The organism is Bradyrhizobium sp., assembly GCF_036009065.1.
Classification (GTDB): Bacteria; Pseudomonadota; Alphaproteobacteria; order Rhizobiales; family Xanthobacteraceae; genus Bradyrhizobium.
Genome location: NZ_DASYMN010000019.1, coordinates 1 through 11,973 on the forward strand (window position 1 = coordinate 1; position 11,973 = coordinate 11,973).

14 protein-coding genes and 1 pseudogene are annotated in these 11,973 nt (G+C 63.7%); 9 read left to right on the forward strand and 6 right to left on the reverse strand.

The genetic code is table 11. The features are described from left to right. Both VGP39_RS00920 and VGP39_RS00925 read left to right on the forward strand, forming a co-directional pair. A partial coding sequence (locus tag VGP39_RS00920) for a CorA family divalent cation transporter (protein WP_327566231.1) occupies positions 1 to 381 on the forward strand: 381 nt, incomplete at its 5' end. Positions 382 to 1,213: 832 nt separating this feature from the next. Next, positions 1,214 to 1,426, forward strand: a complete 213-nt coding sequence (locus VGP39_RS00925; RefSeq protein WP_327566232.1) for a hypothetical protein — start codon at positions 1,214 to 1,216, stop codon at positions 1,424 to 1,426. 138 nt (positions 1,427 to 1,564) lie between these two features. Here the strand turns inward: VGP39_RS00925 and VGP39_RS00930 are convergent, their stop codons facing one another. Beyond that, positions 1,565 to 2,335, reverse strand: coding sequence for an SDR family oxidoreductase (locus VGP39_RS00930; protein WP_327566233.1), 771 nt, complete (start codon positions 2,333 to 2,335; stop codon positions 1,565 to 1,567). Further along, positions 2,332 to 2,973 carry a pyridoxamine 5'-phosphate oxidase gene (gene pdxH / locus VGP39_RS00935; protein WP_327566234.1) on the reverse strand — a complete coding sequence of 214 codons (642 nt, stop codon included), beginning with the start codon at positions 2,971 to 2,973 and terminating at the stop codon, positions 2,332 to 2,334. The genes VGP39_RS00930 and pdxH overlap by 4 nt, the downstream gene beginning before the upstream one ends. A 162-nt stretch (positions 2,974 to 3,135) precedes the next feature. Between pdxH and VGP39_RS00940 the strand changes: the two genes are divergently transcribed. Next, complete coding sequence (locus VGP39_RS00940; protein ID WP_327566235.1) at positions 3,136 to 3,501, forward strand: RT0821/Lpp0805 family surface protein; 366 nt, start codon at positions 3,136 to 3,138, stop codon at positions 3,499 to 3,501. 106 nt (positions 3,502 to 3,607) lie between these two features. Next, positions 3,608 to 4,567, forward strand: coding sequence for a DnaJ C-terminal domain-containing protein (locus tag VGP39_RS00945; RefSeq protein WP_327566236.1), 960 nt, complete (start codon positions 3,608 to 3,610; stop codon positions 4,565 to 4,567). A 154-nt stretch (positions 4,568 to 4,721) separates the two neighbouring features. Here VGP39_RS00945 and VGP39_RS00950 read toward each other — a convergent pair whose 3' ends face one another. Together VGP39_RS00950 and VGP39_RS00955 are read right to left on the reverse strand one after the other, a co-directional pair. After that, on the reverse strand, positions 4,722 to 5,492 hold the full coding sequence (locus VGP39_RS00950) for an anti-sigma factor (protein WP_327566237.1): 771 nt from the start codon (positions 5,490 to 5,492) through the stop codon (positions 4,722 to 4,724). A 70-nt stretch (positions 5,493 to 5,562) separates the two neighbouring features. Then, positions 5,563 to 6,051 carry a sigma-70 family RNA polymerase sigma factor gene (locus VGP39_RS00955; protein WP_327566238.1) on the reverse strand — a complete coding sequence of 163 codons (489 nt, stop codon included), beginning with the start codon at positions 6,049 to 6,051 and terminating at the stop codon, positions 5,563 to 5,565. 202 nt (positions 6,052 to 6,253) lie between these two features. Here VGP39_RS00955 and fabI point away from each other — a divergent pair, with 202 nt between their 5' ends. From fabI to VGP39_RS00975, 4 genes are all read left to right on the forward strand, one after another. Further along, complete coding sequence (gene fabI / locus VGP39_RS00960) at positions 6,254 to 7,084, forward strand: enoyl-ACP reductase FabI (protein ID WP_327566239.1); 831 nt, start codon at positions 6,254 to 6,256, stop codon at positions 7,082 to 7,084. A 103-nt stretch (positions 7,085 to 7,187) separates the two neighbouring features. Continuing rightward, a complete protein-coding gene (locus VGP39_RS00965) occupies positions 7,188 to 7,781 on the forward strand; it encodes a histidine phosphatase family protein (protein ID WP_327566240.1) in 594 nt (197 codons plus the stop codon). A 175-nt stretch (positions 7,782 to 7,956) separates the two neighbouring features. After that, entirely contained in the window at positions 7,957 to 9,042 is a 1,086-nt protein-coding gene (gene aroC / locus VGP39_RS00970) for a chorismate synthase (RefSeq protein ID WP_327566241.1), read from the forward strand. A 1-nt stretch (position 9,043) separates the two neighbouring features. After that, positions 9,044 to 10,237, forward strand: a complete 1,194-nt coding sequence (locus VGP39_RS00975) for an adenylate/guanylate cyclase domain-containing protein (RefSeq protein ID WP_327566242.1) — start codon at positions 9,044 to 9,046, stop codon at positions 10,235 to 10,237. A gap of 121 nt (positions 10,238 to 10,358) precedes the next feature. Here the strand turns inward: VGP39_RS00975 and clpS are convergent, their stop codons facing one another. Next, positions 10,359 to 10,664, reverse strand: coding sequence for an ATP-dependent Clp protease adapter ClpS (gene clpS, locus VGP39_RS00980; protein ID WP_327566243.1), 306 nt, complete (start codon positions 10,662 to 10,664; stop codon positions 10,359 to 10,361). A gap of 198 nt (positions 10,665 to 10,862) precedes the next feature. Here clpS and VGP39_RS00985 point away from each other — a divergent pair, with 198 nt between their 5' ends. Then, positions 10,863 to 11,702 carry a DUF1194 domain-containing protein gene (locus VGP39_RS00985; RefSeq protein ID WP_327566244.1) on the forward strand — a complete coding sequence of 280 codons (840 nt, stop codon included), beginning with the start codon at positions 10,863 to 10,865 and terminating at the stop codon, positions 11,700 to 11,702. A 58-nt stretch (positions 11,703 to 11,760) separates the two neighbouring features. On the opposite strand, the pseudogene VGP39_RS00990 reads toward VGP39_RS00985, so the two are convergent. After that, positions 11,761 to 11,973 (reverse strand): annotated as a pseudogene (locus VGP39_RS00990) (SAM-dependent methyltransferase); the annotation flags it as partial.

Sequence of the window (11,973 nt, forward strand, 5' to 3'; positions counted from 1 at the left end):
TCGGTCGGACGCGTGGTGACGTTCGTGGCCGCCGCGGTCGACGGCGTCAAATGGTCGAAGGACATGCGCGAGCAGCTGAAAACCATGCAGCGCGACGTCGCCTCGCTGACCGACCACGCCTCCTATCTGTCCAACAAGATCACCTTCGTGCTCGACGCCATGCTCGGCGTGGTCAACCTCGAGCAGAACAACATCATCAAACTGTTCTCGGTGATGGCGGTCGTGCTGATGCCACCCACCTTGATCGCCTCGGTCTACGGCATGAATTTCAAATTCATGCCCGAACTCGAATGGGCGCACGGCTACCCAATGGCGCTGATCATGATGCTGATGGCCGCGGTGGGGCCGTATCTGTTTTTCAAATGGAAGAAGTGGTTGTAGAGAACGCGGTGGCTCTTCGTAGCCCCGGTGAGCGCAGCGAAACCCGGGAATCGACGGCACAAAGGTCCCGATTTCACTGCGCTCATCCGGGCTACGAACTGTCGTTCACGACATTGTGAATGTATACCTATCCAACACCCCAAAACCTGCCTTATCCTGCTCGTGTCCTGTCCGATGAGGGGGCGCTTTCTAGAAGCGTTCCTTTTAGCGGACGGAGCGAGAGCTGGCCGGACCGGGGCGCCCCGGAATGGCCGACAGGCTGGTGGCCAAGGTGGAGCGCCGGGAGGTGCCGCGCCCTACGTCACTGGGCGCGCGCGGTAGCCTTGCCGCGCGAGGTGGGTACGTTAATCCCGCCTCAAGGGGTGCCCGCTGGTGCCCTGGCGCCTCCCGCCGCTCCATCCCCTCGCTTGGGTTCGCGAGGGACTGGCAAACCTCGGACGCACTGCGCCGCGAGAACGCAAGCGGTTGGCTGTTTGAATCGTCGAATAGAGTTTGAAGCGAGGCATCTCTTAAACCTCGCCCCGCTCTTTCGCGGGGAGAGGTCGGCGCGCAGCGCCGGGTGAGGGGCGAGGCACTGAGTCGCCAGGTCCAAAAACCATTGGGTCGGAAACCCTCACCGCAACCAGCCGACCTGAGAGTCCTTCGTGCGTGTTCGGCGCACTGCCTCGCCCCTCACCCGAAGCCTGCGCTGCGCTTCGGCTTCGACCTCTCCCCGCGAAAGAGCGGGGAGAGGTGAAGACGCCACAATTTCTCCCGTAAAATTTGAGCGGTGCGCTGAACGTTTGAGCGAAACTTGTCTGCCATAAAGCTGGTCCACGCCGCGAGGACAGCAATGGTTGAGAAAATCCTAACGCCCGGCCGCAACGTCGTCGATTTTGCAAGCTATCAACAGGGACGTAAAATCGGCGCCGCCAAAGCGTCCGCGCGCAACTGCCGGCATTGCGGTGCTGCGCTCGGCGAGGGCGAGTCCGAGGACGACTGCTCGAGCGCGGGATTTAACGTCGCGGCGCCGCGCGATATGCCTCTCAAGTTTTACGCGGAGTGATTTGAATTGCCACCTACACTGCCGTCATCCTGAGGCGCGAGCTCTTGCGAGCCTCGAAGGATGGAGAGACGGATGCGTAGCCGTCCTTCGAGACGCCGCGCGAGATGCGCGGCTCCTCGGGATGACGTTGGTGCGCAACTAGACATGCTGCCCGCCATTGATATGGATCTCCGCGCCGTTCACGTATGAACTCGTCTCCGTGCACAGCACGTAAATGATCTTCGCCACCTCGTCCGGCGTGCCGAGCCGGTGCAGCGGGATCTGCTGGTCGACGATCTTCTCGGTGCCCGGCGACAGGATCGAGGTGTCGATCTCGCCGGGCGCGATCGAATTGACGCGGACACCGAAGCGGCCGAAATCCGACGCCATCTCGCGCGTCAGCGAGGCCAGCGCCGCCTTGGAGGTGGCATAGGCGGCGCCCGCAAACGGATGCACGCGCGAGCCCGCGATCGAGGTGACGTTGACCACCGATCCCTTGGCGGTCTTCAACTCCTCGAGCAGACCGCGCGCCATCATGATCGGCGCGAAGAAATTGACCCGGAACACGTGGCTCCAGGTGTTGACGTCGGTGTCGATCGAACCGAGCCGGCCGCCGCCTTCGGCCTTCGGCGAAATTGCCGCATTGTTGACCAGCGCATGCAGTTCGCCACCTTCGAGCCGTTCGCGGATTTCGCCGATCGCGCGCGCGGTGTCGTCGTGGTCGGCAAGATCGACCTGGATGTGGTCTTCGGGGCCGGCGCCCCACGGGCATTGTTCGGGAAACGGATGCCGCGAACAGGTCAGCACGCGCCAGCCGGCCGAGGAAAAGCGGATCACGGTGGCGTGGCCGATGCCGCGGCTGGCGCCGGTGAGCAGCAGCGTGCGCCGCGGCGCGTTGGGATCGGCGGGTTTCGCCCTGTCAGGACTCACGGATACAGCCTTGTTTTCGTCCATGGTCCATCAGCGGCATCACGGCGGAATTCGATGCGGTCGTGCAGACGAAATGGCCGATCGTGCCAGAATTCGAATTGCGAATGGTGAATGCGCCAGCCGCTCCAGCCCGATGGTCGCGGCACCTCGCCGACGATGTGTTTGGCCGCGACCAAAGCGATCGCCTGCTCGAACGCAAAACGGCTCTCCAGCGGCTGCGACTGCTTGCTGGCCCAGGCGCCGATCTGGGCCTGTTTTGGCCGGGTGGCAAAATAGGCGTCGGCCTCGGCCTCGGTCACGGCGGTCACATTGCCGCGGATGCGGACCTGGCGGCGCAGCGACTTCCAGTGAAACAATAACGCGGCTTTAGGATTTGCGGCGAGCTCGCGGCCCTTGGCGCTCGCGATGTGGCTGTAGAACACGAAGCCGTCGGCGTCGTAGCCCTTCATCAGCACCATTCGCAGGTCCGGCAGGCCGCCGGAATCGACGGTCGCCAGCGACATTGCGTTGGGATCGTTGGGCTCGGACTTGCAGGCTTCGGCAAACCATTCGGCAAACAGCGCAAACGGCTCTTCGGCGGTGGTGAAATCACCGGGCGTTAACTGAGTTGGGTGTTTGATGTCGGTGGTGTCGGTCATTTGCCGGAGTTTCTAGAGTTGCATCCTGCGGTTCAGCGCGCGTTGTGGCAGTGCCGCCCAAGCCTATATAGGGCATGGGCGCGCCCTGGCCTATCCGCGATCGGCCCCGCGGGGACCCTGCTCACATTGATTCTAATCGGTTCCGGCGCCGGCGGCTGCAGCATGTCCCGCACCGATTCGGCCTTCGCCAAGATGGAAGGCAGCGAAGTGACCGGCTCGGTAGATCCGGCGCACTCCGGCGGCGATGGGCCGACCGAGGCCGATCTGGCGTTTGCCCGCAATGCCGCCTCCGACGTGCTGACCAGGGGCGGCAAGGATTTCAGCCAGCCCTGGGAAAATCCGAAAACCGGCGCGCGCGGCTCGGTGACGCCGATCGCCGCGGCGTATCCGTCGGAGGGGCGCACCTGCCGCGATTTTCTGGCGAGCTATGTTAATGGCCGGTCGGAAAGCTGGCTGCAGGGCGGGGCGTGCCGGTCCGATCATGGCCAGTGGGAAATTCATACCCTGAAGCCGTGGAAAAAGGGCTAAGCTCCGGCTGCAGCGGCCCCGTTGCAAAAATACCACTGACACACCAAATGAAGCCGGAGGGCTACCGGCCTAATGAGTGTTGAATCCCGCGAAGGAGACGTGACGGATGCGCGACCCCTATGAGGTCTTGGGGGTGCCGCGGGGCGCCAGCGCTGCGGCGATCAAGAGCGCCTATCGCAAGCTCGCCAAGAAGCATCACCCCGACGCCAACAAGAACGATCCGAAATCCGCGGCGCGTTTTTCCGAAGTGAACTCGGCCAATGAGATCATCGGCGACGAGGCCAAACGCAAGCAGTTCGACCGCGGCGAAATCGATGCCGAAGGCAAGCCGCGCTTTCAGGGTTTTGGCGGCGGCGACCCGCGCGCGCGCGGACGCGGCGCATCGCCCGGCGGCGGCTTTGAGTCGTTCAGCTTCCGGACCGGCGGCGGTCCCGGCGGTGTCGAGGGGGGCGGCTTCGAAGACATTTTGAAGAGCATGTTCGGCGGCGCCGCTGGTGGCGCGCGGGGCGGGGCTACCGCGTTCGACGAGAGTCCCTTTGGCGCCGATCTCGATCTCAGCGTCGCCATGACGGTGTCGCTCGAAGAGTCGGTCAAGGGCGGTGAGAAGCGGATCCGGCTGCCCACCGGCAAGGAACTCAATGTCAAGATTCCGGTGGGCGTCACCGCGGGCCAGCAGATCCGGCTCAAGGGGCAGGGCGAAACTGCGCCCGGCCATCGCCCTGGCGACCTCTTGATCACCATCGGCATTGCGCCGCATGCATTCTTCAAGGTGGACGGCAGCGACCTGCGGGTCGACCTGCCGATCACGCTGTATGAGGCCGTGCTCGGCGCCAAGATGCGCGTGCCGACCTTGAGCGGCGCGGTCGAACTGTCGATCCCGAAAAACACCTCGAGCGGGCGCAGCTTTCGTTTGAAGGGCAAAGGCCTGCCGAAATCCGGCGGCGCCGGGGATCTGTATTTCATCACCCGCATCATGCTGCCCGACGGCAACGACGCCGAACTCGAAGCCTTGATGCAAAAATGGCGCGACAGCCACCCGTATAATCCGCGAAGCGATCTGGGGTGAATTAACGGCCTCGTGTCCCGGACGCGGTGCGGCATTCTTCATGCCGCTCCGCAGAGCCGGGACCCTAACGAACGCCGACCTCTGTAACGGCCCCGGCTCTGCAGCGCACCGCTTCGCAAGCGCTCCGCGCTGCGCTGCGTCCGGGGCACGCAGTTCATCCCCCCGCCTTCTCGGTCTGGTCGTACACCAGCCGCGCGACCTGGTTCAGCCGGTCCTTGTCGGTGGGACCGCTCAGCACATAGCCGACGCCGTGGTCGGCCCAGAACAGCGCGCCGTCTCTCTCGCGCGCCGCATAGCGCATCTGCGTGGAGCCGGTTTCCGCGCGCGAGATGTAGAGCGTGAAGCGTTCGCCGGACGGGCTTTCATACATGAAGAATGCCGCGGGCCCTTGCGGTCCCGGCAACAGCCGTCCGCCGACCAGTTTAAGGCCGGTGCCGTCCAGCTCCGGCGCCCTCACATTATAGCCGCACCGCTTCGACAGCCATTGCTGCAGATGGCTCCTTTCGGAGCCCGCCACTTCCACCGGGTGCCGGACCTCGACCACATACAATCTATGCGCATCCAGCGCATCGAGCGTCAGGGTCTGGAACGCCGAGGGCGCCGCCGCCGCGCCATGCGCCATCCAGCCGACGGCGCCGCCGGCGATGAACGCCACCAGCGCCGCTGCGATCGCGCCAACCATCCATTTGCGCGGCTGCCGCGCCAGCCCCTCGACCTCGAGCCGCTTCGGCACCGCCTCGTGGGCAACGCGGTCGTAACGGGCATGCAGCGCGTCCGCCATCGCCCGCCACGATCGCACCCGTTCGGCATCGTCGGGATGCGTTGCCAGCCACGCCTCGACATCGCCGCGCCGCTCCGCCGGCAATTCATCGTCGATATACGCGTGCAATTCGTCCTCGGTGACGGCAATTTTAGGGTCGGTCATTGTCGTGGTCTCTTCTTCATCGAAATTCTTGCGGCATTGAACTTGTTATCCACATGCATGATGCTTGCCATCACTTCACCCGCCGAAGCACGGGACGTTCGCCTTCGAGGCAGGCCTTGACATGGGCGCGGGCGCGGGCGAGGCGCGACATCACGGTGCCGATCGGCACGCCCTGGATATCGGCGACCTCGCGGTAGCTCAATCCCTCCAGCATCACCAGCAGCAGCACCGCGCGCTGGTCCTCCACCAAGGTCGCCAGCGCGCGGGCGATGTCACGGCCTTCGGCTTCGGTGCCGCTGGCATCCGGGTTGTTTTCCAACAGCGGCGTGAACTGCGGACGCCGCGCCAGCGAGCGGCGCCGATTGCGGTTCAGATTGGTCAGGATGGTGTAGAGCCAGCTTCGGATGTCGCCGCCGAGAAACAGCCGCTCCGAACGCAGCGCCCGCACCAGCGTGTCCTGCACCAGATCGTCGGCGATATCGGCGTCGCGCGCCAGCGCCCGCGCATAGCGGCGCAGCGCCGGGATCATGGCTTCGACGTCATCGCGAAACGCGGTCATTCAAACCTGGTCCTGAAGCTTGTCCTGTGGACGTTCGGCTACCGTCGGCAGCAACGTCGCCTGCCCAACATAACACCGAAATGACGGGACTATTCCGTTAACGCTTGCGCCCACAGCGCGGTCCACAGCCCATATTTGGGGTGTACCAAAGTGAGGTGCTGGTGTACCCCGGCAAGGCGTAATTCGATCGACAGGAAACGGAATGGCTGATCATTCGGGCCTGATGCAGGGCAAGCGCGGCGTAATCCTCGGTGTCGCCAATAACCGCTCGATCGCGTGGGGCATCGCCAAAGCCTGTCGCGCGGCGGGCGCGCAGATCGCGCTGACCTGGCAGGGCGACGCGCTGAAAAAGCGCGTCGAGCCGCTGGCCAGGGAACTGGACGGGCTGTTGCTCGGTCACTGCGACGTCACCGATCCCACCACCATCGATGCAGCATTCGACGTGCTCAAGCAAAACTGGGGCAAGATTGATTTCGTGGTGCACGCCATCGCATTCTCGGACAAGGATGAGCTCGATGGCCGCTATATCGAGACCACCGCGGATAATTTTTCAAGGACCATGCTGATCAGCTGCTATTCGCTGACCGCAATCGCGCAGCGCGCCGAGAAACTGATGACCGATGGCGGCTCGATTCTGACGCTGACCTATTACGGCGCCGAGAAATGGATGCCGCACTATAACGTGATGGGCGTCGCCAAGGCGGCGCTGGAAGCCAGCGTGCGCTATCTCGCGGCCGATTTGGGGGCGAACAATATCCGCGTCAACGCGATTTCGGCGGGCCCGATCAAGACGCTGGCAGCATCCGGGATCGGCGACTTCCGCTACATCCTGAAATGGAACGAGTACAACGCGCCGATGCGCCGCACCGTCACCATCGAGGAGGTCGGCGACAGCGCGACGTATCTGCTGTCGGACCTGTCGCGCGGCGTCACCGGCGAGGTGCATCACGTCGATTCCGGCTATCACGTCGTCGGCATGAAGCGCCCCGACGCGCCGGATATCGCGCTCAGCAATTCGCTGGCGAAGGAATAGTTGCTGCCGTCATGCGCGGGCTTGACCCGCGCATCCATCCCCTTGAAAAACTTTTTTGAAAGATGGATTGCCGGGTCAAGCCGGCAATGACGCCGAGCGAGACATGCCGACAATCTACTACATGCGCCACGGCGAGACCGACTGGAATGTCGAAGGCCGCTTGCAGGGCGGCATCGACACGCCGCTCAATGAGCTTGGTCTTTCGCAAGCCGCGCATGCGGGGCGTGTCCTGGCCGATCTGTTTGGCCGCCAGGACCTGGACGCCTCAAGCCTCGCTTTCGTCGCAAGCCCGCTGCAGCGGGCGCGCGTCACCATGGATACTGTACGCGCCGAGCTGAAGCTGCCGCCGGGCGGCTACGCGCTCGACGACCGTCTGCGAGAAATCGGCTACGGCCATTGGGAAGGCTCGACGCTGGCGCAGGCGCGCGTCTCACATCCCGAACTCTACGCAAGCCGCGAACGCGACAAATGGGGCGCGCTACCGCCGGGCGGCGAAAGTTATGCCTCGGTGCAGCTGCGGATGCGCGACTGGTACGATTCGTTGAAAACGGACACTGTCGCGGTGGCCCATGGCGGCACCGCGCGGGCGCTGATGGTGGCGCTCGGCATCGAAACACCCGCCGGCGCGTCCGATTTGTTTATCGAGCAGGGCGTTGTCTATGTATTCGGCGATGGCGGCGTGACGAAGTATGGTTAAGACGCTCCGTCATGGCCGGGCCTGTCCCGGCCATCCACGTCTTAAGGAGAGCCAAGCCAGAAGACGTGGATGCCGGGCACGAGGCCGGGCATGACGAACGAGAGTTTGACCGCCTTGGTGGGCACCATTAAACACGGCCGTGGAATATCCACGTTGTAGTCAATCGGCACTCGCAATGTCCTTCAACACCTTCGGCCACATGTTCCGGGTCACGACCTTCGGCGAAAGCCACGGGGTTGCGATCGGCTGCGTGGTCGACGGCTGTCCGCCGCAACTGCCCCTGACGGTGGAAGACATTCAGCGCGATCTCGACCGCCGCCGCCCCGGCCAATCGCGCTTCACCACCCAGCGCCAGGAACTGGATGCAGTGAAAATCCTGTCCGGCGTAATGGCGCATCCCGACACCGGCATGCACGTCACGACGGGAACGCCGATTGCGCTGTTGATCGAAAACACCGACCAGCGCTCGAAGGATTATTCCGACATCAAGGACAAGTTTCGCCCCGGCCATGCCGACTTCACCTATGAAGCCAAATACGGCCTGCGCGATTACCGCGGCGGCGGCCGCTCCTCGGCGCGCGAAACCGCGACACGGGTGGCGGCCGGCGCCATCGCCCGCAGGATCGTGCCCGGCATGACCGTGCGCGGCGCCCTGGTGCAGATGGGGCCGCACAAGATCGACCGCGACAAGTGGGACTGGGACGAGATCGGCCGCAACCCGTTCTTCTGCCCCGACAGGGACAAGGCGGCGTTCTTCGAAACCTATCTCGACGAGATCCGCAAGCGCGGCTCGTCGATCGGCGCGGTGATCGAAGTGATCGCGGAAGGCGTGCCGGCGGGCCTCGGTGCGCCGATCTATGCAAAACTCGATGGCGATCTCGCCGCCGCGCTGATGAGCATCAATGCGGTGAAGGGCGTCGAGATCGGCGCGGGCTTTGGCGCCGCGGAATTGTCCGGCGAGGAAAACGCCGACGAGATGCGGATGACCAATCACGGCCCGGGTTTTATGAGCAATCACGCCGGCGGCATCCTGGGCGGCATCTCGACCGGGCAGCCGGTGGTGGCGCGGTTCGCGGTAAAACCGACCTCGTCGATCCTGTCGCCGCGCCGCACCGTGGACCGCAGCGGCGCCGACACCGACATCATGACCAAGGGCCGTCACGACCCCTGCGTCGGCATCCGCGCGGTGCCGGTCGGTGAAGCGATGATGGCGTGCGTGCTGGCGGATCATTTCCTCCGCCATCGCGGCCAGGTCGGCTAGCATGCTCGCCGCCGAACTCACGAAAATCACCGACTGGCTGATCGACGGCGCCAGATCCACGCCCAATCCAGCCAGGATGATGGCGGAAACCTGCGAACGCCTCGTGCAAGCGGGTATACCGTTGTGGCGCGTCGGCGTGTTCATCAGAACCTTGCATCCCGATATCTACGGCCGCAATTTCATCTGGAAGCCCGGCGCCGAGGTCGAAATAGGCTCGGTCGATTTCGACATTCAGGATGCACCGGAATTTCGAAGCAGTCCGCTCGCGATCGTGTTCAGGGAAGGAATCGAGGTCAGGGGCCGGCCCGATGATCCGGAGAGCAAGCGCTTCCCGTTCATCGACGACATGCGCGCCGAAGGCGTCACCGACTATATCGCCCTGCCGCTGCTGTTCATCGACGGCCAGACTCATGCGTCGAGCTGGACCACGAAGCAACCCGGCGGTTTCACCGACGAGCAACTGGACGGACTGCGGCAACTCGTCGTGCCGCTGACGCGGATTATCGAAATCATCAGCCTGCGGCGCACCGCGGCGCTGCTGCTCGATACCTATGTCGGCAACCGCGCCGGCGAACGGATTCTCGCCGGGCAGATCAGGCGCGGCCACACCGACACCATGAATGCGGCGATCTGGCTTTCGGACTTGCGTGGATTCACGCGGCTGTCCGATCGGCTGCCTTCGGAGGTCGTGGTCGATATTCTCAACCGCTACTTCGATTGCCAGGTCGATGCGATCAGGCGGCGTGGTGGCGAAGTACTGAAATTCATGGGTGATGGACTATTGGCGGTGTTTCCAGTGGTGGGAGACGGCAACGCCGCGGACATTTGCAATCAGGTTCTCGAGGCAGTCCATGAATGCCGTGCCAGCGTCGCGGAGTTGACCTATTCCGAAGGTGGTCACACCGTCGAAATATTTCGTTTCGGCCTGGCGCTCCATATCGGCACGGTGCTTTACGGCAATATTGGCGGCGGCAACCGCCTCGATTTCACCTGTATCGGCCCCGCGGTCAACCTCGCCGCCCGGCTGGAAAAGATCGCCAGCAACCTGCACCGCACGGTGGTTGCTTCCGCAAGCTTCGCGGGGATTTGCAGCAATGCAGGCTGGTGCGATCTCGGCGAGTTTCCGATCGCCGGGTTTTCCAAGGCCGAGCGGGTCTACGGCCTAGCGGATGAAGAGCCGCTGCCGTCATCCTGAGGTGCTCGCCGTCTTCGGCGAGCCTCGAAGGATGAACACGAGCACGGGCATCCGCGGCCATCCTTCGAGACGCCGCGCGAAGACGCGCGGCGCCTCAGGGGATGACGGCTTTCTTGTGTTGCTATTCCTCCGGCTCGGTCGTGAACAGCAGCGGATAGCCCTTGGCGCGGCCGGCATCGGTGGCGCGGGTCGCCTTGGTCTCGGCGACGTCCTTGGTGAAGACCGCGACCACGCAGACGCCGCGCCGGTGCGCGGTAATCATCACCCGGTGGGCCTGATCCTCAGTCATGCGAAATTCGGCCTTGAGGACCGTGACGACAAATTCGCGCGGCGTGAAGTCGTCGTTGACCAGGATGACCTTGTGCAGCCGCGGCCGTTCGGTTTGGGTTTTGACCTTGGTGCGGGGTTTTACGACGGTATCGATCATTCCAGCGGCAACTCCTGACGTTCCGCGGTTTCCGGCCAGAATACAGCCTCTCGGCCTTCGGCGAAACCGGGCCCTGCGGTCGTTTCCCTGAAATTAGGGCGTTCTTTCACTGACTTGAAAGTGAAGGACAACGCATGTTCCTGCTTTTCGTGGGGCCCATTGCGTGTCACCATCGCGTCAAATGACCGGAGGGCCGCTATGCGCTGGTGTGTCTCGATCGGGGCCGTGCTTATTGCGGGGATGATGACCGGGGGTGACGTCGCGGGCATCGCCGCGCCAGGCCCTGGAAGTCATTTGGCTGCCAAGGAGAGCGTACCGTCGGTCGACGTCGAATTGATTCTCGCCGTCGACGTCTCGTATTCGATGGACATGGATGAGCTCGCCATCCAGCGCGAGGGTTACGCGCAGGCCATCGTCTCGAAGGAATTCTTGCAGGCGCTGAAAACCGGCCCCAATGGCAAGATCTCGATCACGTATTTCGAGTGGGCGGCCTCGAGCGACCAGAAGATCATCATTCCCTGGCGCGTGATTGACGGCCCGGAAACGGCGGACGCGGTCGCCAACGAGATCGTTAAAACGCCGATCCGCCGGGCGTCGCGCACGTCGATCTCCGGCGCGATCAATTTCGCGATGCCGCTGTTCGACGAGAACCCGCATCGGGGCCTGCGCCGCGTCATCGATATTTCCGGTGACGGCCCCAACAACAACGGCGCGCCCGTCATCGGCGCGCGCGACGCCGCGGTCGAGAAGGGCGTCACCATCAACGGCCTGCCGATCATGGTGAAGGAGCCGTCCTATTCGACCATGGACATCGACAATCTGGATTTCTATTACGAAGACTGCGTGATCGGCGGGCCGGGCGCCTTCGTGGTGACGATCAAGGACCGCGAGAAATTCAAGGAAGCGATCCGTACCAAGCTGGTGCTCGAGGTCGCCGGTCGCACGCCGGAGCGCCGCGTCATCCCGGTCGCCGAGAAAGCGCCGCGGGTGAATTGCATGATCGGCGATAAAATCTGGCAGGACCGGTGGGGACGGTAGCCGTGCCCCGAACGCGAAGCGGCATGAAGAATGCCGCATCGCGTCCGGGACACGAGGGTTACTTCCTCGCCTCCAGGATCAGATTAAACGGCGTCTCCGCGGCACGGCGGAATCGGGTAAAGCCGCCTTGCGTTGCCACCTCGCGCTGCCGCGCTTCGCCGGCCTGCGCGCCGAGCGCAAGGCCTACCTCCTGCGCCATCGACGCCGGCGTGCAGACCATGGTCGATGCCGCATAGAACAGGCGTCCCACCGGGGTGAAATTGCTTTCAAG

Bases quoted from the DNA above. Each gene is read 5' to 3' on its own strand.
- VGP39_RS00925 (WP_327566232.1), top strand. From the start codon at position 1,214: ATGGTTGAGAAAATCCTAACGCCCGGCCGCAACGTCGTCGATTTTGCA.
- pdxH (WP_327566234.1), bottom strand. From the start codon at position 2,973: ATGACCGACACCACCGACATCAAACACCCAACTCAGTTAACGCCCGGT.
- VGP39_RS00940 (WP_327566235.1), top strand. From the start codon at position 3,136: ATGTCCCGCACCGATTCGGCCTTCGCCAAGATGGAAGGCAGCGAAGTG.
- VGP39_RS00945 (WP_327566236.1), top strand. From the start codon at position 3,608: ATGCGCGACCCCTATGAGGTCTTGGGGGTGCCGCGGGGCGCCAGCGCT.
- VGP39_RS00950 (WP_327566237.1), bottom strand. From the start codon at position 5,492: ATGACCGACCCTAAAATTGCCGTCACCGAGGACGAATTGCACGCGTAT.
- VGP39_RS00955 (WP_327566238.1), bottom strand. From the start codon at position 6,051: ATGACCGCGTTTCGCGATGACGTCGAAGCCATGATCCCGGCGCTGCGC.
- fabI (WP_327566239.1), top strand. From the start codon at position 6,254: ATGGCTGATCATTCGGGCCTGATGCAGGGCAAGCGCGGCGTAATCCTC.
- VGP39_RS00965 (WP_327566240.1), top strand. From the start codon at position 7,188: ATGCCGACAATCTACTACATGCGCCACGGCGAGACCGACTGGAATGTC.
- aroC (WP_327566241.1), top strand. From the start codon at position 7,957: ATGTCCTTCAACACCTTCGGCCACATGTTCCGGGTCACGACCTTCGGC.
- VGP39_RS00975 (WP_327566242.1), top strand. From the start codon at position 9,044: ATGCTCGCCGCCGAACTCACGAAAATCACCGACTGGCTGATCGACGGC.
- clpS (WP_327566243.1), bottom strand. From the start codon at position 10,664: ATGATCGATACCGTCGTAAAACCCCGCACCAAGGTCAAAACCCAAACC.
- VGP39_RS00985 (WP_327566244.1), top strand. From the start codon at position 10,863: ATGCGCTGGTGTGTCTCGATCGGGGCCGTGCTTATTGCGGGGATGATG.